Here is a 24,144-nt window from a genome sequence, read left to right as displayed (position 1 = left end):
ACCCTTGTGAAGCGGCTTCTCGCCCTATTGATCCTTGGTACTTTGTCGGCATTCGGTGCCGCCGAAGAGATTCAAATTCGCATGATGGCGGGTGCTGGGCAAGGAATCCCTCCGAAGGAAGACACAAATCCTCGCTCGCTTGCACGGCGAGCCGTGTTCGAAGAGTTCCGCCGGCAGAACCCTGATGTACGTGTAGTCAACGCTGGCGGCCTCGAAATGACTGGAGACCGCGCGGAGTCGATGTTCCTCATGTCGATGGCTGGCGATTCGTCTCCTGACGTTTTTTATGTCAACTTTCGCCAGTACTACAATTACATCGATCAGGGATTTTGCCGCCCGTTGGACGATCTGATCCAGCAAAACCCCGAAGTAATTGCCCGCGTGAATCCGATCACAATGGATGTGCTCAAGAGCTACGACGGGAAGACCTACGCGATTCCATGGTTCCAAGTCGCCCTTGGTCTTTACTATCGCCGAGATCACTTTTTAGAAGCTGGACTCGATCCAACAAAGCCACCTCGAACCTGGGATGAGTTGCTAGCCTATTCGCGAAAATTGAGCCAGTCTGCCCCTGGTCGCATCGGGTTCATCTTCAGCAAGCCATCGGGTTATCATTGGTCCAACTTTGTCTATCAAGCGGGCGGCAAGATCGTTGAACCCGGCGAAAATGGTCGTTGGAAAAGCGCGATAGACACGCCAGAAGCCGCAAAGGCGCTCGATTTTTTCAGAAAGCTCACGGTCGAAAAGTGGCAAGACGCGAGCGGCAAACAAGTTGGTCCCGCTGGAGGAGTTTCATCGAATTTTGGCGATGATCTTCGCACCGGAAAAGCAAGCATGTGGTTCGCCTATACCGGCGACGTGATGATGAACATGCAGGATCTCCCGCCTTCGGTGGTTGGAATCGCTGCGATGCCGAGCGGCCCATCAAGCACCTCCAACGAGATCAATGCTGGAATGTGGGCGATCAATGCAACGATCAAAGATCCAAAGAAGATTGATGCTTGTTGGAGATTTATCCGGTTCTTTGCCGGCGAAGATGCAGCCCGAGTCAATACACAGGCATTCGTTTCGCTAGGAATGGGCAGCTTGGTTAACCCGATCTGGTTGAAAAAATATGGGTTCAACGATGAACTCGCTTCGGTTGACCAGGAATATGTGCGCGCCAACGAACAGCTTTTCAGCGAGGGTCATCCCGAGCCGTATGGCCGCAACACTCAGCAAGTTTATACAGTATTGGACTCAGCACTCGACCGCGCGATCTTAGAACCGAATACGCCCGCAACGGAGATTCTCGCAAACACAAAGATCGAGATGGACCAAAAGTTGCTGGGATACACGCCGCCCGAGTTATTGAAGGTCCAACGTGCCTGGGCACTCGGGATTCTTGTCAGCCTGGCCATTTTCATTTCCGCGCTGATTGGATACTTTGTCAAAAAAGCGCGCAATCAGCCTAAGTTTGCAGTGTCTTCTGGGCTTGTGGCAGGAGAAAACCGAGGGCGAGTCCTACGGTTCATGGCAATCTGCTTGCTGCCTGCGGTTGCGACGCTCCTCTTGTGGAGCTATTATCCGCTGACTCGAGGACTTGTTATCGCCTTTCAGGACTACCGCATCGTGAAAGGGACGAGCTGGGTTGGGCTCGATAACTTCATCGCCGTATTCACCCAGCCGATTTTTTATAAAGCGCTGGTCAACAGTTTCACCTTTGTTGGGTTGACGATTGCGATAGGGTTTCTCTTGCCGATTTTCCTCGCGATAGCCCTAAACGAGATTCCACGTGGCAAGGTCCTCTTCCGGACGATCTTCTACCTTCCTGCGATGACGAGCCCGATCGTGATTGCATTCCTATGGCGGCAGTTCTATGATAAAGCCGAGACAGGATTGTTGAATTCGATCCTCGCTCCGTTCATCGACTTCATCAACGGAGTTCTTATCCGGGATCCGGCACACTTTTGGCCGAAGTCTTACGATTGGCTGGGTAACCCACAGCTAGCCATGTTTGCGGTCGTCTTGCCGGGCGTATGGGCCGCTGCGGGCCCAGGGAGCATTTTGTACCTTGCTGCACTCAAGAACATCCCAGAAGAGCGCTATGAAGCCGCAGACATCGATGGTGCATCGTGGTGGAACAAGATACGTTCAATCGTGTTGCCAGGATTGAAGCCTCTGGTGCTGATCAATCTACTTGGTGTGTTTATCGGAGGGTTCAAGGCGACAGAGAACATCTTTGTGCTCACGATGGGCGGACCGCTCTACTCGACGCACACGATGGGACTTGAGGTCTGGATGAACGCGTTCATGTATCTCAAGTTCGGCTATGCGACGGCAGCCGCTTGGGTAATGGGCGCAATCTTGATCGGATTTACTCTCATCCAGATTCGGCGATTGCTGCAGATGAGGTTCAGCGCCGCAAAGGTATGAAGTCCATCATCAAACTCCGCGGTTGGGGAACGATCCTCAACTTCCTCACGGTGCTCGTTGGCGCCCTGATCGGGATCGCGCTGAAGCCGTGGATCGCTGGAAGCTTGCTCGAAACCGTTCGCCTCGGACTAGGGATCATCACCATAGGTATCAGCATCAAGATGTTCTTAGGAACGAAGCAACTACTGATCGTGCTCAGCTGTTTTGTTTTCGGTGGGCTGATCGGAGCGATGATTGGCCTCGAAGATCAGATTAATTTGCTGGCGAAATCGGTCCAGTCAGCCTTAGAAGCGTCTGGCGGCGCGACCGGGAGCAAAAAGGACTTCGTGTACGGTTTGGTCGTCTCATCGGTGCTCTTTTGTGTTGGGCCAATGACACTTCTTGGTTGTATCCAGGATGGGATTCAAGGAGATTCAAGATTGCTCCAAGTGAAGTCCGTGATGGATGGAATCGTGGCCGTTTTCTTCGCGGCGGCATTCGGCACTGGATTGGTGGTCACCGCGTTTGTCGTCCTCATCCTTCAAGGGCTGATTACTCTACTGGCAACTCGGTTGAAGCGGCTAGCAGAAGACGAACCCCTCATGGTCGAATGGAGCGCCGTAGGTGGTGCGGTGTTGATGGTGACTGGGATCGGCCTGGCTGAAATCAAGGAAGTTTCCAGCGCAAACTTTTTGCCAGCGCTGGTACTCCTGCCCATCGCAATGTTGATCTATAGAAAGGTGGTGAATCGTGGAAATCCTGCTCTGCCAAGTGCCTGATTGGGCGAATTGGGTCCGGTCGCGAACTCAATTCACGTTCATCGGGATCGAAGAATGGCAGTGGGTCGGGCTGATCGTTGCGCTCCTCGCCGCATTGGTCGGCGGCTGGATCGTGTATTGGACCGTTGTCCTTTTGGGCGCGCGGAATCCAAAGGTGCGCGACTTGGTGTATTCCGCCACACATGGTCGAGGCATCAAGATCACCTTTGCCATCGCTGCCGCTTCACTCCTCTTTGAGGCAGGTGCGTCGAATCTCAACCTTGAGCAAGGAGTGCTGAGGGGCCTCGTCGTTTGGATCGTCTTCGTGCGGATTCTGGCCATCGGTTGGCTCGCAGCGAACATCTACGCGATCTTGGTGGAGGCAGCCCTCCATCGCTCGGCGGGCCACGTCCAGCGCGAGCACAAGATCCTCTTCCCGTTCTTACAAAAAATCGGGTTAGTCAGTATCGTCATCGTGACGTTTGTCGCGGCTCTCGCAGAAGTCGGTACGAACGTTTGGGGAATGGTCGCCGGACTGGGGATTGGCGGTGTAGCGATCGCTTTTGCGGCAAAGGACAGCGTCGAGAACGTGTTTGGCTCAGTGACGGTGATGCTGGACATGCCGTTCACGATCGGCGACTGGGTCAAGATCAACGGCCAGGAAGGGATTGTCGAACAGATCAATCTACGAAGTACTCGAATTCGAACCGTAGAAGATTCTATCCTCACGATGCCGAACAGCAACTTCATCAAGGCCTCTGTGGAGAACCTGGGGCAGCGGCGCTCACGGCGGTTTTCTGCAAAGATTCCGCTAAAGGAGCACGTGCCGTTTGACCAATTGGTTAATTTCTCCGAACTGACCGCGGCGAACTTGCGAGAACTGGATCGAATTCAAGAAGGTTCAGTTGTCGTGGCGATCACAGAAGTCGTCGACACGGGACCGATCATGCAAGTCGCAGTCCGGTTCGAAGTTGATTCATACACCCAAGAAATGGCGATGCGCCAATCCGTTTTGTCCGTAGTGCTTAGCAACCTCGCTAATTTCCAGGAATCGAAATGAAGCTCTTGTTCTCACTTTCACTATTTACATTGGCATCAGTCGGATTTGCCGGTCCGAAGATGACCTTGGAATCGCACCCGCATTATCAGGATTACCTGAACGCCCAGCGAACTTCAGCGCAGATACTTCGAGCTACGCGACCCGATTTCAGGTGGGATGCTGATAGTGAAGGATTTACATACTACAAAGCTGGAAAAACTATTCACCATTTGGTCAAATCCGGCCAAGAGACCGAGATGAGGGCTCCGAGCGGCCCAGGCACTCGCACGAATACCAGTGCTGAAAAGCAACCAAATGGAAATTTAACCATTCGGTTAGACGGCAAAGATCTTTTCTTGGTCCAAGAGAACGGCGAGCGAGTCCAAGTGACGAACGATGGGTCGGATGCGAATTTGATTCGGAACGGAGTGGTGCCTTGGGTGTACCGCGAAGAGCTCGGCCTTCCGCGCGGATTTGGATGGTCACCTTCTGGCAAGCAGTTTTGGTATCTCAAGTTCGACTCCTCCCCCGTAAAGCCGTTCTATCTGCTGGACGATCAACTTTCGATAAGCAACGATCTAGCGACTTTGGACTATCCGAAGGCAGGTGGCGCCAATCCAAAAGCCAGCCTTTTCGTCTACGACCTCGCCACTGAAAGGTCGATCCCGTTGTTGACCGTTCCAAATTCTGACGAGAACATCGAGTACGTGTATGACCTCAAGTGGCTTCCAGGAGGGCAATTGGTCTACCAACTCGCGGATCGATTACAGCAGGTCCGAACCGTTCAAGTCTTCTTCCGAGAGACCGGTAAGCGGGTCACGGCCCTCAAAGAAATTTGTCCAAATGGTTATCAATCAAGCTTCTGGAGAATTCATGCAAGCCGAGCGCTGCAAGACGTCAAAGACAAGCTAATCCTAGCCTCTGAATCGACAGGGTTTTTCAATTGGGTTGAGATTGATCTCATAACCATGAAGCAACGCCAACTGACTAGCTTGAAATCGGAGGTCGATCTGGACGGAATTCTGTGGCTCGACGATCAGAAAATGGTGTTCGAAAGTTATGGAGGCACAATTCCGCTGGCGAAGCAGTTTTGGGTTCACGATCTCAAGTCGAACAAGTCTAAGCTGCTCACTGATACAGCAAAGCACCATACCTTTGTCATTTCACCAAATGGTCAAAGAGTGATCGGCTTGGCCTCACTGCCGAACACAGCTCCTACCGCAACGCTTAGCGAAATCAGCACAAATGGGTTGAAGACAATGCGGGAGATCGATATTCGATTGCCAGCAGAAACAGCCACGCAGTTTCGATCCCCTGAAATGTTGACCTTCAAGGCTGCCGACGGAAAGACTGATTTGCACGCAGTCCTCAAGTTCCCAAGTTATGCGAAACCTGGTGATCGATTTCCGGTCATCTTTGATGTTTACTCGGGACCAGAAATGGGCGATTATCGGCCTGGATTCATGCCCATCGATCCGATGACTGAGTTGGGATTCATCGTCGCTCAGGCCGAAGTTAGGGGCGGGCTAGGACGAGGTCGCGACTTCCGGAATGCGAACTACCTCAAGCTCGGCGTGGTCGAGATTGACGATCTCGCCGCGTGCGCTGAAGCTCTCAAGCTACGTGCCGACATCGAACCGACGAAGATCGGCATCTACGGTACTTCGTATGGAGGCTATGCAACCTTGATGGCGTTGGTGCGCCACCCTCAGACATTTACAGTTGGGGTGAGCAGCTCGCCGGTTACCGATTGGGCGAACTACGACACCATCTACACCGAGAGGTACATGGGTTTGCCCGCGGCAAATTCGGCGGGATACAAAGCTTCCAGCGCAAACACATATGCAAAAGATCTGACCGGAGGGCTACTACTGTATTTCGGAACCGCGGACGATAATGTTCATCCGAATAACAGCTTGCAATTCATAGAGGCTATGAACCGCGCCAAGCGAGATTACGAGCTACGCGTTGGGCCGGATCGAGGTCATACCTTTGTCGGTGAAAAGCAAATGCTAGAGTTCTTTATCAACCGATTCCAGGCGGATTAGGCATCTTCTGAATTCCACCGAATGGTGGAATCAAGCGAAGAGTCAGAATTGACCTCTCCTGCCAAGATGCAATGCCGAATCGTGCCCTTGACGTTGACCTTTGCGCCTGGAAGGACGACGGAATCTTCGATGAACTCTGCCGAAACTTCGCTGCCATCGCCGATCACCACATGTTGACCAAATGGTGAGTTGAGGGAAACGTTTTCGCCGATTCGAGCGGTTTCTCCGACCAAGAACTGGCTTGCGTGGAGGTACGAATCCAGCGTACCAGTGTCGAACCAGTTGCCTTCATAGATGCCAGCAACCACAGATTCACCGCGATCGATCATCATTTGAATCGCGTCGGTGATCTCGTACTCGCCGCGTGCGCTCGGTTGAAGATCGGGCAACACTCCCCAAAGAGCCTTGCTGAAAATGTACATTCCCGCCATCGCGTAGTTCGATTCGGGGTTGGCTGGCTTCTCGACCAACTTTACGATGCGATCCCCATCAAGATTGGCCACGCCAAACCGTCGCGGGTCTTCTACCCACATGACGAGATTCAGGTTGGCGCATTTTGCTTGGGCAAACTGTTCAAAGAAAGGCTTTAGCGATCGGTCATAAACGGCATCACCGAGGAACACCGCAAAGTCATCATCGCCGACGAACTCTTTGGCGAAACTGATGGCGTGGGCAAGACCTTTTGGTTCGGTTTGCCTCACGAAAGTCAGGTTCAACCCGAAGTTTGAGCCATCACCCAAAGTCTCTCTCATGGCCGGCTCATTTTCACCGACGATCACGCAAAGATCGGTGACCCCGATTTCCCGGAATTGGTCGAACGCAAACTCCAAGGTCATTCGGTTGGCCAGCGGCATCAGCGGTTTGGCGATGTGCCGAGTGATCGGATAGAGACGAGTGCCTTTGCCTGCAACAAGAATGACGCCTTTCATAAATTTGGAAAGATCCTTGGAGGCAAAGGGTACCTTGCGGTAGCATGATGCTGGTATGGATTCCAGGGTGAAAACCTATGTTGTCGGAGCGATGTTCGCCGCGGCAATGCTTGCAGGATGCAAAAAATCGGCGCCGGTCAGCTTTGAGACATGGTTTACGCCCCCACCGGTGGCGTCGATCTCAGAGGACGATGGAAGCGCTTATGGGAGCTATGTAAAAGCCGCGAAGTCTGCGATCGAAAGCGACGAAATCGGCATCGGAAAGGTGAGCTTCACTCCTGGGCAACGCGGCGAGTCGATGACTAAATGTCGAACGGCCCTGCAAGAGCTGATGCGCGGTACGAGCCGGGAGGGTGAGGTCCAGTTTGTCCCCCAATACCCCGATCAATTGAACCCATACCATGCTGCATGGCGACACCTTGCGCGGGTAGCACTCTGGGAGATCGAAGATGCGCTACAAGCGGGTGGGTCAGAACGATTCCTTTCTACCGTAGCGATGCTCTGCGAATTCAGCTCAGATCTTCTTTCAGGCTCCGCGACTGAAGCGGATTTAGGGTTATCCATCCAGGACGATTTGCGCAAACTCTTGGTGACCGCCAGCGATCAGTTCCCGCCAGAGGTTCTGAACCGAATTGCGGACGAAGTCGAAGCAAACATGGCAAGCTCAGAAGCGTTGACGATCACTGCGAAGAACGAAGAGCAGAACTACTTGGCCGCAGTGCAGTTCACCCAAGATTCCTTCCAAAAGCGCAGCTACGACAAATTAAGCGAGTTACTAGGCAAAGAAGTTCGTGAAGCGGTGGAATACCTCAAGCAAATGGAATCAGCTGACGGAAGCACTCAAGCGGCCTATTTCAAAGGGATGGCAGGCGAAATCAAAGGCGAGATTTCACAATTTGAAGCTGCCATCAAGCTCCCTGTCAAGGAGCGCGAAAAATGGACGATTCCAGACGGATCACGGCCTTGGAAGCGGTTTGTAAAACACTATTACCGGACACTACGGCCGCTCCTAGCCAAGTACACGAACACATTAACTCGGACGCGATTGTTCATTCTCGACTGTAGAATTCGTGCGATGGTGCGCTCGAGCGGAGTTGCTCCAGCGGATTTGGCGACATTCGCGCCTGCTCTGGTGACCGATCCGTACACGGGTTCCACGTTCGGATACGAATCTGAAGGTCCGGTGTTTAAGATTTATAGCCTCGGCGCGGATTTTCGGGATAGCGGAGGAAAGACCGACCCCGAGTATAGCGAGCCGGATATAGTGATCGAGCGTCCGCTATGAAGCCGGGATTCTGGTGGGGCGCAGCTACCAGCGCGTTCCAGATTGAAGGCGCAAGGGACTCTCGGGGAGACTCCACTTGGGATCAGTTTTCCGAAACGCCAGGCAAAATCGCGGGTGGCCACAACGGAGATCATGCGGCGAGGCACTTCGAATTTTGGCGCGATGACCTAGACCTTCTCCGCCTTCTTGGCGCGAACAGCTACCGATTTAGCGTCAGTTGGCCGCGCATCTTCCCATATGGTGCCTCGGAAGTCAGTGCAGGAGGATTGGAGTTCTATGATCGCCTGGTCGATGGATTGTTGGAGAGAGGCATTGAACCGTTAGTCAACCTCTTTCATTGGGAAATTCCACTTTGGATGAAGCCCGAAGAATCGATCATGAATGGCGAATTTGCCAAGCACTTTGGTGACTACGCTGGCGTTATTGCCGGCAAACTTGGGGACCGAGTCAAGCACTGGATGACGATGAACGAACCCAATTGCCTGATTGGCGATGGATTCGGAGGCACCGTCCACGCGCCTGGTTACGGATGGACTGGACAGAAGCTAATGCATGCCCAGGCAGGGTTGTTGGATGCACATCATCTTTCTAGTAGTGCGATCCGGACGTGCTGCTCGGGCGCGCAGATCACGGTTGCGCTGGCGGGAACAGTTGTTTGCCCAGTGGATCCATCTGCGGAGGAATCTGCTTACCAGGCCACATTTGCGCTCGACTGTCCGACGCATTGGAGCTTCTCGCTCTACGCGGACCCGATCTACACCGGAGCGTTTCCTGCCAGCTTTTCTCAAGCGTTCGGGTTCGATCCTCCACAGACTCGATGGAGCGAAGAATCTATCCCAGATTTCACCACTTTGAACCTATATTCAGGCACGCGGCGCACCCAGGAGGGACCTGTCTCTGCCGTCCCTGGTGCTCCGGCAAGCGCCGTCGAATGGCCGGTTGTCCCCGAGATTCTCTATTGGGGACCGAAGTTTTTTGAAAGGCGGTACGGCAAACCTATTCTGATCGGTGAGAACGGCCTGGCGTCCATGGACTGGGTCACGCTCGATGGCGACGTTCCAGATCATCAACGGATCGATTTCATTCGCCGACATTTGATCGAACTCAAGCGGGCCGTTGACGAGGGCGTGAACGTGATCGGATATCACCATTGGAGCCTCCTAGATAACTTTGAATGGCAAGAGGGATATCGCAAGCGGTTTGGGCTTGTACACGTGGACTACGAAACCTTCAAGCGGACCCCGAAAGCGTCGTTCTTCGAGCTAGCAAAATTGATAAAATCGAACGGTATTGGGTTGTAATTCGTAGCTAGGAGTGGCGCGGTGGCATGGAATTTGAGTATCATTTTGTGTCCGCGCCCAGGTAGCTCAGTGGTAGAGCACCTCTTTGGTAAAGAGGAGGTCGGCAGTTCGATCCTGCTCCTGGGCTCCAGGTTCAATTTGAACCTAAGAGATTTGCTCCTTTTCGGCCATTCTCTGACGCTGAAATCCCATGCTTCATCGCTTGATATGTATCCATATTGGATTTACGATAGCTTGTCGATTGGTAAGCGGAGTTCGCGGGATTTCCGAATCAAATATACGATGACAGGGTTGACGCAATTGCCCGAGCGTTTAACTAAGCGGCGAAGCACAGCCTTTTGAAAGTAACACAAGAATGTTACATGGGTAGCCTTTAACGACTGAACTCGCGGTGAAATGAAGATGGAATCTACTCCGCTTGGAGCAGTCGAGTTGAAGTACGGAAAGAACCAGCGTTGCCCCGTTGCGGTCGTAGGTTAGGGTATGTCCTTAAATAGTAGACTAAGTTAGCTAGTATTTTTACTTGATATAGGACAGTTTTGTCTTATCTGATTTCCTTACCTATATGACTAATAGGCCTTTGTACGTATAATATATTATCTCCGCCGGAGGATTGCATCTCGAAAGGGGTGGTTCGAAGGCCCCCCAGGACATATGCGCCTGGGGTTTTTCTTTTTATGAGAGCCGGGTTCTATATTGACGGGTTTAACCTGTACCATGCGATTGACGAATTGAAGGCTCCGAACTTAAAGTGGGTGTGCTATCGGGAAATTGCGTCCAGGGTTCTATTGCATGGACATAATTTGGAGCACGTCAAGTTATTTACTGCGTTGCCCACATGGCTGCCTGACCCGCTAAAGCGCCACCAAGAATTCATCAATGCTTCAAGAGCAAGAGGTGTTGAAGTTGTGCTTGGCGCATTCAAGGAGAAGGGGCTGAAGTGCAAAAAATGCCAAGCAAAGTGGAAAGGCCATGAAGAAAAGGAGTCCGATGTCAATCTTGCTATTCACCTTCTTTCAGATTCAATGTGCGGGCTGATTGACATAGCATATTTGGTGACGACTGACTCTGATTTGGCTCCCGCAGTTAGAATGGTTAGGGCAAAAACATCGGTTGAAGTGATAACTGTCGCAACTCCAAATCGAACGCACTCAAGGGAAATCCTCTCAGAAACTACTTCCCGCAGAAAAATTCAGCCTGAATTGTTGGCACAATGTTTGATGCCAAAGCGTGTACTTGATGTTGAGGGTAACGTTGTCGCCATTAGGCCAAAGAAATACGATCCTGCTCCTTGACCCCCAAAATTCTGAGCTACCAGGATTAGTCTAGGTTCTCGTTTACGAACGGGTTATAGAGGTTCGAGTGAAATTTGAGCATCGCTTGCTCGCCAACAAGATTTCCTTCTGGATCTTGCCATTGGAAATAGCGTCCATCCATTTCAAAGATGCTGTGTACTTTGTATCCAGCCTCGCGCAAAGCGCTTGTAGTCGAGCCTAGAATCCCGGCCAATCGCTCTATCTCAGCTTCTACCTCGCCAGGATCGAGATTCGGTTTCCTTGGATCGTTCTCCCTTCCAATGGTGATATCAAATCCGTTTAAGTAGTCCATCACACTTTAATACGGCGCTCGGAGTTTTAGGATGCAATGTTCGATCCAAGGCCCCAAAAAGGAATCGAGTTCTCAGAACGATCGGCCGATTGCTGAAGCGACGCTACGGAGCGTTGGCATCATCTGTTCGAACTGGTTGATCGTCATGCTTTGCGAACCGTCTTTCACCGCATGGTCAGGATTCGGATGCACTTCGATCAGCAAGCCATCGGCGCCACAGGCAACAGCAGCGAGCGACATTGGCGCGACGAGTTCGCGTTTACCGGTGCCTTGGCTTGGATCGATAACGATCGGCAAGTGCGATAACCCCTTCATCACGGGCACCGCGGCGAGGTCGAGCATATTGCGTGTGCCGGTTTCAAAGGTCCGAACGCCGCGCTCACAGAAGATGATCTGCTCGTTTCCGTTGGAGTGGATGTACTCGGCGGCCAAAAGCCATTCTTCGTATTTGGCACTCATTCCACGCTTCAGCATGACAGGCTTGTTTGCCTTGCCAAGTTCACGAAGCAGGTCGTAGTTCTGCATGTTCCGGGTTCCGATCTGCAAAATGTCGCTATATTCGCTGACGAGGTCGATTTTCCGAAGGTCCATGACCTCCGTGATCACCTTCAAACCGAACTGCTTACTCGCTTCTTTCAGGAGTTTGAGAGCCGGAATTCCCATGCCTTGGAAGCTGTATGGTGAGGTTGACGGCTTGTAGGCGCCGCCTCGGAGGACGGATGCTCCGGCGGCCTTTACCGCCTTGGCTGTCGTGAAAAGTTGCTCCTCAGATTCGATCGTGCACGGGCCAGCCATCATGCAAATCTGGTTTCCGCCGACGGTCACTCCGTCGCCGAGGTCAATAACGGTCGATTCCGGTTTGTGTTCCCTGGAGACGAACTTGTAAGACTTCGTGATGAGCATCACGTCGTCCACGTAGTCCAGCGCACGAATCTGTTCTAGGGCGTCGATCTTGATGTGCTCGTCGCCGCCAACAGCCGCCAAAATCGACTTCTCTACGCCAACGATTTTGGTAACCAGGTAGCCCAGATCTTCGAGCCTACTGTAGACATCTTGCACATGTTCTTCTGTGCATCCCGAACGCATTACAACAATCATTTAGAAACTCCGCTTGGCACAATTTGGTCTAGTGCGACGAGCAACCGATCCATTTCTTCGGACGTCCCGATGCTGATTCGCACGCATTTTGGAAGGCCCAACACATGGCCTCCTCGAACAATGATCCCTCGTTGGAGCAAATTTTCCGTGGCCTCTTTGCCCGGAATCCCTAAGTCGACAAGAACAAAATTCGCGTAGCTGGAATACACCCGGCAACCTCGCCGTGTCAGCCACTCGCAAAGCCGTGCCCGTTCCTTACGATTATGTTCTACGTAGGTCGCAAGGTGGTCGGCGTCGGACAGAGCCGCAACAGCGGCAGCTTGCCCCAAAACGTTGACATTGAACGCTTCTCGAATTCGGTTTATCGCGTCCGCCAGCTGGTCTGGGCAGATCGCGTAGCCCACCCGCAACCCCGCGAGGCCGTAGGCTTTTGAGAACGTTCGGAGGATGACAACATTGTCCTTCGTTCGGAAGTAGTCCATCCCGTCTGGGTAGGAAGGATCGTCTTTTGCAAATTCAAAGTAGGCTTCATCCATGACCACCGCGCAGTCCGCAGGGACTTGCGCAAGAAATTCTTCAAAGGATGATTTATCAAAAATCGTGCCAGTTGGGTTGTTTGGATTTGCTAAAAATACAACCCTCGTATTGGCCGTGACTCGGGAAATGACTTCCTTCAGATCGATTCGGAGTTCATCGTCGAGAGGAACAAGGTTGATCTTCGCGTTTGCCCCTTGTGCAGCGGAGATATACCGCACGAACGATGGATCGCCGCACACAACTTCATCGCTCGGCTCGCCGCAAAGACAGGTGGTGATGATGCGAATAAGCTCGTCCGAACCATTTCCAACTGCGACTTGTGACATTGGCACAGCGTGGAACTCGGCAATCGCCTGGCGCAATTCATAGGCCGCTGCGTCCGGATAAATGTGAACTTGAGAAATCGCGGATTGTATCGCGGCTAACGCCTTCGGGCTGGGACCCAACGGATTCTCGTTGCTGGCGATCTTGATGACTTCTGTGAGCCCGAGTTCGCGTTGGACTTCCGAGATTGGCCGCCCCGGAGAATATGGCTGCATGGCCAAGATATTCTTGCGAATTGGAAGCGGCATGATGCCGCGAGTTTACCTTGAGCGAACCTAAGCCGCCCGGGAATTATCGTTAACCATTTGGTTAACCAGGTAGAGAGTGTCCGCCACGGCTTCTTTCGGGAAGCTCCAAGTCGGATCTTGGCGCAAAATGATGGCAGTCGCAGTAGCCACGATGATCTTGAGATCGAGCCAGAAGTTTGCGTGATACACGTAGTAAAGTCCGAGTCTGACCTTGATCGGGGCCACTCGATTTTCGTAATCGTGCATCACGTCGTCTGTTCCTTCGAGCAAGAATTCCTGCCCACGAAGCCAGAGCGAACTCAGATCGGTAATGCCTTGCGGAACATTCAGAAGTTGCATTTCATCGCCAGAATAGCAACTGACGATGATCGGCACATTCGGGCGAGGCCCGACAAAGCTCATTTCTCCTTTCAGAACATTGATCAGCTGTGGAAGCTCGTCGATCTTCGTTTTTCGCAGAAGGGCGCCGAGGGGGGTAATCCTGGGGTCGCAAGCCGCTGTGATCACTGGGCCAAGCTTGTCCGCGTTTTGAACCATCGTTCGAAACTTGAGCATGGTAAAGCTCTGGCCACCTTGCTTGACTCGCTCAGCGCGGTACAGAACGGGGAAACCCATCGAAAGCACCACCAGCAGCGAGCTGACCAGCAAGACGGGCGAAAGCGCGACGAGCAATATGCACGCAAATGCAATATCGAACACTCGTTTAGCGATCTGGTAGCCGCGCCTTGGATTCACAGATTAGATTGTCGGCAGAATTTTCGGTACTCTTACCGGGCTTGTGGGAATAAACATCTGGTTAATTCAAACCTGGGAACCAAACCCGCTAGACGACCCGAATGGAAGGCCGTGGCGAACAGGAATTCTGGCTCAAAGGCTGGCCAAACGCGGTCACCAGGTCACCTGGTGGGCTTCCAATTTCTCACACAATCTCAAGCGGTTTCGCTCCAATGAGCAACGTCACACTATCGGCGAGAACTTCGAGATTCGACTGATCCCAGCCCTCGGCTATCAGAAACACCTCAGTCCAAGGAGGTTGCGCGATCATCGGTATGTCGCGGACCAGTTCCGAAAGCTGGCCGAAGTTTCGCCGCTACCGGATGTGATCGTTGCGAGCTATCCCACCATCGAGATTTGCGCTCAAGTTTCCGAATTCTGCGAGAACCACAAAATCCCTCTCTTGATCGACATTCGCGACCAGTACCCAGATCTGTATTGGGAAAACCAAACTGGGCTGAAGTCGCATGCAATCAGACTCTTGTCGTTCGGAATGAAGCGATTGGCCCATAAAGCGCTCCGGGGCGCAGACGCCATCACTGCCAATGGGCCTGAGGTCGTCACCTGGGGGTTGGGCTACGCTGGCCGGGCGAAAAATGCTCTCGACCGCACCTTGTTCATGAGCTACGAAAAGCCGGCCCTGAGTCCCGAGCGATTGGCTATTGCGAAGCAACAGCTTGAGGCAAAAGGTGTCCGATTTGATCGGCCAATCGTGGCGTATACCGGCATGGTGGGTCAGACGATTGACTTGGAGCCGGTCATTGCTGCGGCCGAAATCGTTGGAGATCAAGCTTGGTTCGTGATCGGTGGAGCCGGTGACGCCTTAGAAGCTTGGCAATCCCGATCTGCTCATTTACCCAACCTAGTTTTCACCAATTGGTTAACTTCGGATGAAGTGGCGACTTTGTTGTCTTTGTCCAAAATCGGTTTAATCCCTTACCGCCCGGCACCGAACTTTGAGCGCGGAATTACAAACAAACCAGTGGAATATCTGGCAAACGGCCTGACGGTGCTAACGTCGCTTCAACGCGGTACTTTGGTGGACTTGATACGGGAGTACCAGGCAGGGAGTAGTTATGCTTCCGGGAAGGAGTTGGCCGACCAAATTGTCGCTGGAATCGCTCAACCAAGCTCCGAGGCCAGCCTGAGGTTGTTCAACGAGAAATTCCACCCCGATAAAGTGTACGGCGACTGGATTGAACTCATTGAAGAGGTCGCGTCATCGTCCGGTGCGCATGATGGCAACGCCGCCCGCTAGAAATACTCCGACAAGCGCGCCAAAGAATCCATTGAGCACATAGTCTTTGTTCACTGGATCCGGCAGAGCTTTTGGTGGGCTGAGAACGCTGTACGTGATCGCATCCACGTCCATGTCGAGGAGCGATTTTTCGTACTTTTGTCGCAAGCTGTCAACGATCGCTTCGTACGTTTCGACTTCGAAGGCGAGCTTCGTGAGTTCCATCGCCTCGCCAGGTGCTTGCTTGGCCAGGTTGCGCCACATTTTTTCCTGAACACTCAAAACCATCAATTGAGCCTGATAGTTGGCCACTTCCTCGTCGAGTCCTTCCGCTGCATTTCGCAGCTGATTGCTGACTTCCTGGCGAAAGGCGGTTCGACTCGATTCGAGTTTCTCTGCTGCCGATTTTAGCTTTGGACTGTCGTCGCCATATTGCGAGCGAGCGCGTTCATACTCCAACTCAGCGTCCAGCAGTTCACGACGAGCAGGGAGTGATTCAGTCAAGTCGCTCGGCAAGTTTGCATTGCGGCCCGAAGCGCGAACTTCGCTCATTTTCGACCGCAGTGCCGACTCTGTGACATCCATCTGTGCCTGGATTTTCCGGGCTTGGTTTGCATAAAACAGTGCTGAAGTCGGATCAGAAGGATTCGTGACAGTGGAGGCGTTTTTTTGAAATTCGGAGAGAGCCTTTTCGGCATCTTTTAGCTTGGAAATGTTTTCATCGAGCGCCGATTTGATCGCAACCGCTTGTTTGCTCGCCACCCCAAACCCAGTTTCTTTTGCTAGCGTGTCTGTGTTTTTTAACCATTTGGTTACAATCGAAGCCGCCGCTGATTTGTCTGTATCAACAACGGCGAGAATCAGTTGATTGCGCTGAAGTTCCGCCTTCGCATCGAGCCTCTCCGCGAGCTTGCTCATCGGAATTCCGGTGTCTTTCGAGGTTCGCCGAACCGCCTCAGAACTCAGTGCAACTCCTCGCAAAAGGTTCACTGGAGATGGACCGCCAGAAAGTTGAGCTGCAGCGGCGCCAGAGCTGCCGGACGGGAGCGAAACCAGGAGGACGGCGTTGCCCACATATTCCGGTCGCAAGAAGTACGTGATCGTGACAGCCAAAACGCTTGAAATCACCGCGCCCGAAACAAGCCAAAGCCAACGATTTTTTACGGCTTGAACGTACTGATCTTCGAGCTCGACTTCCTGGGACATTTCTGGCAAGAGTACCAGTGTTGGCGCCCCAGAGAGGATTCGAACCTCCGACCAACAGCTTAGAAGGCTGCTGCTCTATCCACTGAGCTACTGAGGCGTACCTTGGTCTGCTTGAATGATACCGGCTTAGGCCGATCTTAGGGTCAATATCACCACTTCGGGTGGGCAGAAAAGCCTGGATGGCGGGCCGGTGGTTCCTACGCCGCTAGTGACATAGAGCGGATTTGGATCGAGATCGTAAAAACCGCGCAAGTACCTTCGACCATTTCGACTCCCGGTGAATGGCTTGCCCCATGGAGTCAAAAACTGCCCGCCGTGGCTGTGACCACTCAGCATCAAGTCTGTGCGCGCCGGGAGCCATTCCACCATATCGGGCTCGTGCCAAAGAGTGATACACGGCTCGTCAGGATTAATCTTCTCAAAGGCTGTGATTGGGTCAGATTGACCAGCGTTTGCTGAATCGACGCCAACCCACTGGATTCCGGCGTGATCCCAGCTCGAATTCCGAAGATACTTGATGTTCAGTTCATTGAGGATCGATTCCATCAAATCTGGGTTGCCGCAACGGTATTCGTGATTACCAGGAATGGCCACAACCGCTCCTTGCAAAAGAAGTAAATCCTCCAAGACATCGCCGATCATCGGGATGACCTCGGGTTTCCAGTAATCGATGATGTCGCCGACCAGAGCTACCATATCGGGCTGCTCATCGAGAACGGCGTCGACGGCGCGCTTGGCCAGCGCACTGCTGTACTCATCACGAAGGTGAAAGTCGCCGAGCACCGCAATTTTGAACCCGTTCAACCTGGAGGGCCACCGCGGCAACTTGATCGACTTGTGAACAACCACCAGTCGATTGGCCTCGACGAGCATGCCATAGCCAAAGAGTCCCGCCGAAACTCCCGCAACAAGCGCCAATCCAGATTTGAAGTTCACATTACTATTGTAGGTCACGCCATGGTGTAACCGCAAAGCAGAGTCACACCTGCGGATAAAATAGGGCCTAATCTCTATGAAAATTAAGCCACGCGCCGTGCCACCAGGCTCTACTTTGGGCATTGTTTCGCCGTCGTCGCCGATCGCGCCGGACAAAATGGAAAAGGGCCGCGCGCTGATGCACGCTTACGGCTACAAAACAAAGTTGATGCCGCATGCCCTAGATTCCGAGTTCTATCTTGCGGGATCGGATCGGCATCGAGCCGACGACCTGATGGCCGCGTTCCACGATCCAGAAGTGGACGCTGTCTATTGCTCACGCGGTGGCTATGGATGCGCAAGGCTGTTTCCTTACCTCGATCTCGATTTCATGGCACAAAGCCGCAAAATGTTCTTGGGATTCAGCGACATCACGACGCTTCATATGGCGCTACAACGTCGTGGCGCAGTCACGATTCAGGCTCCAATGGTTCTCACATTGGCATTTGACCGCGCACCTTGGGTGCACGAATCGTTCTTCAACGTCTTGTCCGGTGATGCCAGAATTCCGAAATCAGCGACGAAGATGGAAACGGTCGTTCCTGGCGTTGCTGAAGGGGATACCGTGGGCGGATGCCTTTGTCTGATCTGCGATTCGATCGGCACAAAGGAAGAGATTCAAACCGAAGGCAAAATCCTGTTGATCGAGGACGTTGATGAGAACCCTCATCGAGTTGACGCGATGATGACCCACCTTTTCAATGCAGGCAAGCTCCAAAGTGCTGCCGCCGTGGTCGTCGGAGAAATGACTCGGACTGACGAGCGAGCAGATGAAAGCATCGGTTCGAAACCTTGGAAAGATATTGTCGGCGATATTTTGGTGCGGTCGGGCGTCCCTAGTTCTGTAATGTTCCCATTTGGGCACATGTCGACGATGCTTTCTTTGCCGATGGGCTTACGCGCCCGAGTTGATACCGAAGCGGCTACCTTTGAATACACCGAACCGTTATGCGACGATTAACCACTGTCATCGTTCTGGCTACCAGCGCGCTCTCTTTTGGCCAAAGCTGGGAAAAGCTGGTTGCGCCGGGTCTGACGTATCGAATGGAGATCGACTCCAAAACGCCACGAGTGATTCACGCGCTTCGATGGTCGTTTACGGCGCCATCACTCTTTGCTCGCTCCGAAGTCTCTCAAATGCGACTTTACGGCGCACCCGGCGCAGAAGCTAAAGAGACTACAAGTTCAATCGTCAAGAAGTCAAAGGCGATTGCAGGGATCAACGGAGACTTTTTCCCTGCGAGTGGCGAACCACTTGGCACCATGGTGCGCGATGGACAATTGCTCAGCAGGCCTTATCCTGGGCGTCCGGCGTTTGCATGGGGTCCGAGTTCTCAAGCATTCGTCACTCTGGATTGGCAAGGCGATGTGAGCTTTGATTCCGGTCAGCCGAGGCAACTCCAAGGCATCAATGAGGACCTTCAAGACGATAGGCTCGTGCTGTACACCGACGGAGCTGCCGAGGTCAGATCAAACGGCCCTTCCACCTACTTGGTTCTGGAAATGGATAATCCTCAGGCCGCTCCAAATAGCGTCAACCGAGGTTGGGTAACCGAGGTTTTGCGAGGTCAAACCAGCTACAAAATCAAAAAAGGCCAGTATGTGATCGCTATGCAGGGGCCAGGTTCGGCTAGCCTGACCAACACTACGGTCGGCACTGCGGTCCGGATCACGATGCGAACGAGCGGGCTCGATTGGGCTTCATTCGACAACGCCATCGGCGGCGGTCCTAGCTTGCTTCGTGGTGGAAAGTTCGTCGATGATGGCGCTGCAGGCAATTTCGGAAAGACATTCCTGGAAAATCGTCACCCACGAACTGCGATCGGCCGTACGCCACAAGGTGATATCTGGCTGGTCACGGTCGATGGTCGGCAACCGATGAGCGCGGGCTGCTCTATACGTGAGATTGCCGATTTGATGCTGACATTCGGATGCACCGATGCGATCAATCTCGATGGCGGCGGTTCGACGACGCTTTCGCTGTTTGGCGAGGTGTTGAATCGGCCCTCAGACGGCACCGAGAGACGGATTTCAAACGCACTTTTGATCTTCGGGCCTACGTACTCATCCCCGGGTGAGACGGTCACCATTGAAGGAGCGGCGAACCTAACAGGCACGGCCAATGCGCCATATCGGCTATTGGGCGCGGACGGAAATGCGATTCCAAACCGCGAAGTTCTTTGGAGTGCGATGGGTCCTGGCGGCTGGATCGATCAGAGCGGCACTTTCCGCCCTTTGCCAGCTGGCGGTACCGCGACGATTCGTGCATTTTCACGCGGGAGTGTGGCCAGTATCAACGTTAAAGTTGCCGCCACTCAGCCCGCACAGCCAGCGAATGAGGGTTCGGAGCCTAACCGTTAGGCTCCGACTTGACCTTTGAGGATTTCCGGTGCTTGCGCCAGCGCAGCAGATAGCGCATCGACGTTGCGTCCACCGGCTGTTGCGAACTCTGGTCCGCCGCCGCCACCGCCACCGGTCAAGCTTGCCAGTGCTTTGACGAGGTTGCCAGCATGGGCACCCTTTGCCTGAGCGTCTTTGCTGATTTTTGCAATAAACGTCAGCTTGCCCTCGCCCTTGACCGCGAGCAATGCAGCTCTGTTTGGAGCATCGCTTGCGATTTTGTCGGCGACCGTCTGCGCTTCTTTGGGCGCAACATCCTCCAAAATCTGAATGACCAGCTCGACATCGCCGACCTTGTGCGATTGCGCATCGGCTCCTCCTCCGCCTGATTGAAGCAACTTTTCGCGCTTCTTTCGCTCTTCTTTGAGGAGCTCAACGTTCTTTTCCGCGGCGCGAACCACGTCAGAAGGCGTCGATTTGAGTACTTCAGCGACTTGCCGAACGGTTTCGTGCTGATGGTTCGCCCAAGCAATAGCACCTTTTCCAGTGACCGCCTCAATGCGTCGAACGCCGGAAGCAGCCGAACTTTCGTGAAGGATCTTGAAGAATCCGATTTGTCCCGTGCTGCCGACGTGGCATCCGCCGCAAAGTTCGACGCTCACTGGCTCACCGGCATGCGATCGAATCTCGACAACCCGAACGAATTCGCCGTACTTTTCGCCGAAAAGTGCCATTGCACCCATCGCCTTCGCTTCCTGAATAGGAACGCCGGTGTGGATGGTCACAAAGTGTCCGAGAAGAATTTCTTCGTTAACGAGTTGCTCGACGGTCGCGATCTCTTCAGTAGTCATCGCCTTTCCGTGAGTGAAGTCGAATCGAAGGTGCTCCGGCGAAACCAGAGATCCTGCCTGAGTCACGTGCTTTCCAAGCGTTTTCCGCAGCGCCGCATGCAGCAAGTGTGTTGCTGTATGGTTGCGTGTGATATCTGCGCGGCGGTCGAGGTCGACAGTTGCTTTAACCATTTGGTCAAAGATTTGTCGATTCAAAATGTCTTGGAGATCCTTGACAGGAAGACCTTTGAACTCTTCCGGATGGCTGGTCGATAGGGTCTCGGCGAGGTGAACAAAAACACCATCTTGCTTCACCAAATCGAGCACTTTCAGCCTAAATCCAGCTCCCTCGATGATCCCTTCGTCGCTGACCTGTCCGCCAGATTCAGCATAGAAAGGTGTCCGATCCAGCGCAATGCCGATCCGGCCAGTCGTCATTCCTTCGTCGTCGACTTCAGGAATCGCTGCGACTACTCGAGCAGGTGCCTCAGCAAAATCGTATCCGATAAATTCGGTTTTGGAGGGAGCTTCTTGCTGAATGAGCACCAGGAATCCTTCTTCGCTGCCGCCGTAAACGGTGTCCATCCCTCCCGCGGATCGGCTCCGCTCTTGGGCTTCGGCCATCGCCGATTCGTAGCCGTCGACGTCCACCGAAATTCCGGACTCTTCGCAAAGTTCTTGAGTGACCTCAAGCGGGAATCCGTAGGTGTCATACAGCCGAAAGGCGGACTCACCATCCAACAGATCGGCTTTGTTTTCTTGGAGCCCAGCGATCCATTGCTGAAGGAGTTCGCTCCCTTGCTTGATCGTGCGCCGGAACTGAATCTCTTCATTCTTAAGAGTTTCCGTGATCACCTCAGCTTTTTCCACGAGCTCGGTGTAGTGGTCACCCATGCTGTCGGCAACACCCTCATAGATGTAGTGGAAGAACGGCTCATTGAACCCAAGCACCCGCTGTCCCTTAAGCACAGCGCGGCGAATCAGTCGGCGTAGCACGTAACCGCGACCGTTATTAGCTGGCAGGATTCCGTCGGCAATACAGAAGCAAGCAGTTCGAATGTGATCCGAGATGATTCGAATTGCACGGTCCTTAACTTCATTCTCGCCGTAAGAGAAGCCCGAACCAGCTTCAACAATCTTCAAGATGATTGCCTGGAATGCATCGGTGTCGTAGACCGATCTCTTACCGCTCAAGACTGTGGCTGTTCGCTCTAGCCCCATTCCAGTGTCGATCGATTGGAATGGGAGATTCGGCATCCCTTCTTTGATGTAGCCTTCTGCCGGACGATCTGGATTGCGCAACGATCCTTGCCACTCAAACTGAATAAAGACGTCGTTCCAGATTTCGAGCCATTTGCCGGCTTTGTCATCTCGAATGTAATCGGCACGGGTGTACTCGCCAGAAGGTGGCGGTTCTTCATTGGAGGTCCAGTAGAACATCTCCGAATTCGGACCACACGGTCCTGGAGGGCCAGCGCTAAACGCACCTGCTGGCCAGTAGTTTGTTTCTTCTCCGAGCCTGAAAATGCGGTGTTCTGGGTTCAATCCTGCCGCCGAAATATGTTCAGCCCAATATCCGAATGCTTCGTCATCGGATTCAAACACGGTGAACGATAGCCGATTCGGATCTAGCCCCAACCATTGCTTCGATGTCAAAAACTCCCAGGAGTAGGCGATCGCTTCTTTCTTGAAATAGTTGCCGAAGCTGAAATTGCCCAGCATTTCGAAGAAAGTGAGGTGACTGAGGTCACCGACCTCTTCAATGTCTCCGGTTCGCACGCACTTTTGAGCGGTGGTCAACCGAGGATTTGGCGGTTGTGCGGCACCTCGAAAGAACGGCTTGAACTGCACCATGCCCGCACCGTTGAACAACAAGGATTCATCCAATCGGCCCGTAACATCGAATGGGATGAGTGAGCCGCTTGGAAATTCGGAATGGCCTTTTTCCTTAAAAAATGCCAGGTACTTTTGTCGCAATTCTCGCGTGGTCATGGTGCGTTGAACCTAAAGGGTACCCTGTTGAGGGTTGTTTTCCGGCGAAGGAACCTGTTTAATCTTGTCGGATCGTCCAACAATCTGGAGTGAACCGCGTTCATTTAATGTTCACAATCATGGACTAAGATGGACGGGATGGCTCGTTTCGGGCGCGTCTTTGGAGAGGTATCGGAAATTATGTGGATTCGTGCGAAGGCACCTTTAAGAATTAGCTTTGGTGGAGGAGGAACAGACGTCGCTCCTTATTGTGACGAGCGCGGAGGTGCGGTACTAAGCGCCACGATCAACCGCCATGCCTACGCCACTCTGATTCCGGGCGGAGACAAGATCGAGATCAAGAGCCTCGATTACGACGCTTCCATCAGCTACGGGATCGACGATCCATTTGTCTATGACGGCCAGCTTGACCTCGCCAAGGGAGTTGTCGATCACTTCCGAAAAATCGCCAATTTCCCAGAAGGATTGCGGATTATCCTGCACAACGACGCACCTCCTGGCTCGGGTCTCGGATCATCGAGCGCGCTTGCTGTAGCGATGATCGGTGCACTGGCGGCCTACGCGAAGATGCCGCTCGACAGCTACCAGGTCGCCCAAAAGGCATTTGATATCGAACGCGTTGAGGTCGGGATCATCGGCGGTAAGCAAGATCAATACGCAAGCGCATTTGGCGGATTTAACTTCATTGAATTCAACAAGGACATCACATTGGTCAATCAGCTTCGATTGCCGGATGATGTCATTTCCGAACTGGAGTACCGACTGGTCTTTGCTTATGTCGGTGGCAAGCGTGTTTACAGCGACATCTTGAAGAAGCAGATGGACAACTTCAAGGATAAGAAGATGTCGGCAGTCGATGCGATGGACAACATCAAAAAGTTGGCTTTTGACATGAAGCGATCGTTGTTGCTTGGCAATCTGGTCGAGTTTGCAGCTGCGCTACACGAAGGCTGGGAGAACAAAAAGATGATGGCCGAAGGCATTTCGAACCCATTCATCGACGAAATTTACGAAGCTGCGCGGTCTGCTGGCGCGATGGGTGGAAAGATCACAGGCGCGGGTGGCGGTGGCTTCATGTTCTTCATTTGTGACCCATTCAAGCGTCACGATGTGCAAAGTGCGCTCAGTGCGCAAGGTGCTAATTTGGTGGACCTCAGCTTTACGCACACCGGCGTGAGTGCCTGGAACGCACCCGAATCAAAGTTTGTCCCATAAAAGAGA

General features: G+C 53.0%; 19 protein-coding genes and 2 tRNA genes. 12 read left to right on the top strand and 9 right to left on the bottom strand.

Features of this window, described 5'->3' with window-relative positions:
• Positions 1-6 precede the first annotated feature (6 nt).
• From J0L72_05605 to J0L72_05590, 4 genes are read left to right on the top strand one after another with little or no spacing between them, the layout of a single operon-like run.
• Positions 7-2,415 (top strand): extracellular solute-binding protein, encoded by a 2,409-nt coding sequence (locus tag J0L72_05605; GenBank protein MBN8690250.1) that lies wholly within the window; start codon positions 7-9, stop codon positions 2,413-2,415.
• Positions 2,412-3,173 (top strand): DUF554 domain-containing protein, encoded by a 762-nt coding sequence (locus J0L72_05600; GenBank protein MBN8690249.1) that lies wholly within the window; start codon positions 2,412-2,414, stop codon positions 3,171-3,173. The genes J0L72_05605 and J0L72_05600 overlap by 4 nt, the downstream gene beginning before the upstream one ends.
• Positions 3,145-4,212: a mechanosensitive ion channel gene (locus tag J0L72_05595; GenBank protein MBN8690248.1), complete on the top strand. Its 1,068-nt coding sequence runs from the start codon at positions 3,145-3,147 to the stop codon at positions 4,210-4,212. The genes J0L72_05600 and J0L72_05595 overlap by 29 nt, the downstream gene beginning before the upstream one ends.
• On the top strand, positions 4,209-6,239 hold the full coding sequence (locus J0L72_05590; protein ID MBN8690247.1) for a prolyl oligopeptidase family serine peptidase: 2,031 nt from the start codon (positions 4,209-4,211) through the stop codon (positions 6,237-6,239). The genes J0L72_05595 and J0L72_05590 overlap by 4 nt, the downstream gene beginning before the upstream one ends.
• Here the strand turns inward: J0L72_05590 and J0L72_05585 are convergent.
• Complete coding sequence (locus J0L72_05585) at positions 6,236-7,168, bottom strand: NTP transferase domain-containing protein (protein MBN8690246.1); 933 nt, start codon at positions 7,166-7,168, stop codon at positions 6,236-6,238. The two genes, J0L72_05590 and J0L72_05585, sit on opposite strands and share 4 nt — an antisense overlap.
• Before the next feature lie 55 nt (positions 7,169-7,223).
• On the opposite strand from J0L72_05585, the gene J0L72_05580 reads away from it, so the two are divergent.
• The 4 genes from J0L72_05580 (at position 7,224) to J0L72_05565 (ending at position 11,049) form a co-directional block, all read left to right on the top strand.
• A complete protein-coding gene (locus J0L72_05580; protein ID MBN8690245.1) occupies positions 7,224-8,453 on the top strand; it encodes a hypothetical protein in 1,230 nt (409 codons plus the stop codon).
• On the top strand, positions 8,450-9,754 hold the full coding sequence (locus J0L72_05575) for a family 1 glycosylhydrolase (GenBank protein ID MBN8690244.1): 1,305 nt from the start codon (positions 8,450-8,452) through the stop codon (positions 9,752-9,754). Before J0L72_05580 ends, J0L72_05575 begins: the two co-directional genes overlap by 4 nt.
• A gap of 55 nt (positions 9,755-9,809) precedes the next feature.
• Positions 9,810-9,884: transfer RNA gene (locus J0L72_05570), tRNA-Thr, on the top strand.
• A 547-nt stretch (positions 9,885-10,431) separates the two neighbouring features.
• The gene (locus J0L72_05565) at positions 10,432-11,049 is read left to right on the top strand and encodes an NYN domain-containing protein (GenBank protein ID MBN8690243.1); all 618 of its coding nucleotides are present in this window, start codon (positions 10,432-10,434) and stop codon (positions 11,047-11,049) included.
• Between the two features lie 25 nt (positions 11,050-11,074).
• On the opposite strand, the gene J0L72_05560 is transcribed toward J0L72_05565, so the two are convergent.
• From J0L72_05560 to J0L72_05545, 4 genes are all read right to left on the bottom strand, one after another.
• Positions 11,075-11,362 (bottom strand): hypothetical protein, encoded by a 288-nt coding sequence (locus J0L72_05560; GenBank protein MBN8690242.1) that lies wholly within the window; start codon positions 11,360-11,362, stop codon positions 11,075-11,077.
• A gap of 72 nt (positions 11,363-11,434) precedes the next feature.
• The gene (aroF, locus tag J0L72_05555; protein MBN8690241.1) at positions 11,435-12,460 is read right to left on the bottom strand and encodes a 3-deoxy-7-phosphoheptulonate synthase; all 1,026 of its coding nucleotides are present in this window, start codon (positions 12,458-12,460) and stop codon (positions 11,435-11,437) included.
• Entirely contained in the window at positions 12,457-13,569 is a 1,113-nt protein-coding gene (locus tag J0L72_05550; protein ID MBN8690240.1) for a histidinol-phosphate transaminase, read from the bottom strand. Before J0L72_05550 ends, aroF begins: the two co-directional genes overlap by 4 nt.
• Before the next feature lie 27 nt (positions 13,570-13,596).
• Positions 13,597-14,304, bottom strand: coding sequence for a sugar transferase (locus J0L72_05545; protein ID MBN8690239.1), 708 nt, complete (start codon positions 14,302-14,304; stop codon positions 13,597-13,599).
• Between the two features lie 43 nt (positions 14,305-14,347).
• Between J0L72_05545 and J0L72_05540 the strand changes: the two genes are divergently transcribed.
• Entirely contained in the window at positions 14,348-15,601 is a 1,254-nt protein-coding gene (locus tag J0L72_05540; protein ID MBN8690238.1) for a glycosyltransferase, read from the top strand.
• On the opposite strand, the gene J0L72_05535 is transcribed toward J0L72_05540, so the two are convergent.
• The 3 genes from J0L72_05535 to J0L72_05525 form a co-directional block, all read right to left on the bottom strand.
• Positions 15,563-16,786, bottom strand: a complete 1,224-nt coding sequence (locus J0L72_05535) for a hypothetical protein (GenBank protein MBN8690237.1) — start codon at positions 16,784-16,786, stop codon at positions 15,563-15,565. The genes J0L72_05540 and J0L72_05535 overlap by 39 nt on opposite strands.
• Positions 16,787-16,807: 21 nt before the next feature.
• Positions 16,808-16,883 (bottom strand) — tRNA-Arg (locus J0L72_05530).
• A gap of 29 nt (positions 16,884-16,912) precedes the next feature.
• The gene (locus tag J0L72_05525; GenBank protein ID MBN8690236.1) at positions 16,913-17,722 is read right to left on the bottom strand and encodes a metallophosphoesterase; all 810 of its coding nucleotides are present in this window, start codon (positions 17,720-17,722) and stop codon (positions 16,913-16,915) included.
• Positions 17,723-17,798: 76 nt separating this feature from the next.
• Between J0L72_05525 and J0L72_05520 the strand changes: the two genes are divergently transcribed.
• Both J0L72_05520 and J0L72_05515 read left to right on the top strand, forming a co-directional pair.
• On the top strand, positions 17,799-18,722 hold the full coding sequence (locus J0L72_05520) for an LD-carboxypeptidase (GenBank protein ID MBN8690235.1): 924 nt from the start codon (positions 17,799-17,801) through the stop codon (positions 18,720-18,722).
• Positions 18,710-20,122, top strand: coding sequence for a phosphodiester glycosidase family protein (locus J0L72_05515; GenBank protein ID MBN8690234.1), 1,413 nt, complete (start codon positions 18,710-18,712; stop codon positions 20,120-20,122). The genes J0L72_05520 and J0L72_05515 overlap by 13 nt, the downstream gene beginning before the upstream one ends.
• Here the strand turns inward: J0L72_05515 and alaS are convergent.
• Positions 20,119-22,923, bottom strand: coding sequence for an alanine--tRNA ligase (gene alaS / locus J0L72_05510; GenBank protein MBN8690233.1), 2,805 nt, complete (start codon positions 22,921-22,923; stop codon positions 20,119-20,121). The genes J0L72_05515 and alaS overlap by 4 nt on opposite strands.
• A 180-nt stretch (positions 22,924-23,103) precedes the next feature.
• Here alaS and J0L72_05505 point away from each other — a divergent pair, with 180 nt between their 5' ends.
• Positions 23,104-24,138: a GHMP kinase gene (locus tag J0L72_05505; protein ID MBN8690232.1), complete on the top strand. Its 1,035-nt coding sequence runs from the start codon at positions 23,104-23,106 to the stop codon at positions 24,136-24,138.
• Positions 24,139-24,144 lie beyond the last annotated feature (6 nt).

The organism is Armatimonadota bacterium, from assembly GCA_017303935.1.
GTDB lineage: Bacteria > Armatimonadota > Fimbriimonadia > Fimbriimonadales > Fimbriimonadaceae > JAFLBD01.
Note: the sequence above shows the minus strand (reverse complement) of the source record. Positions and strands in the feature narration are given on the sequence as shown.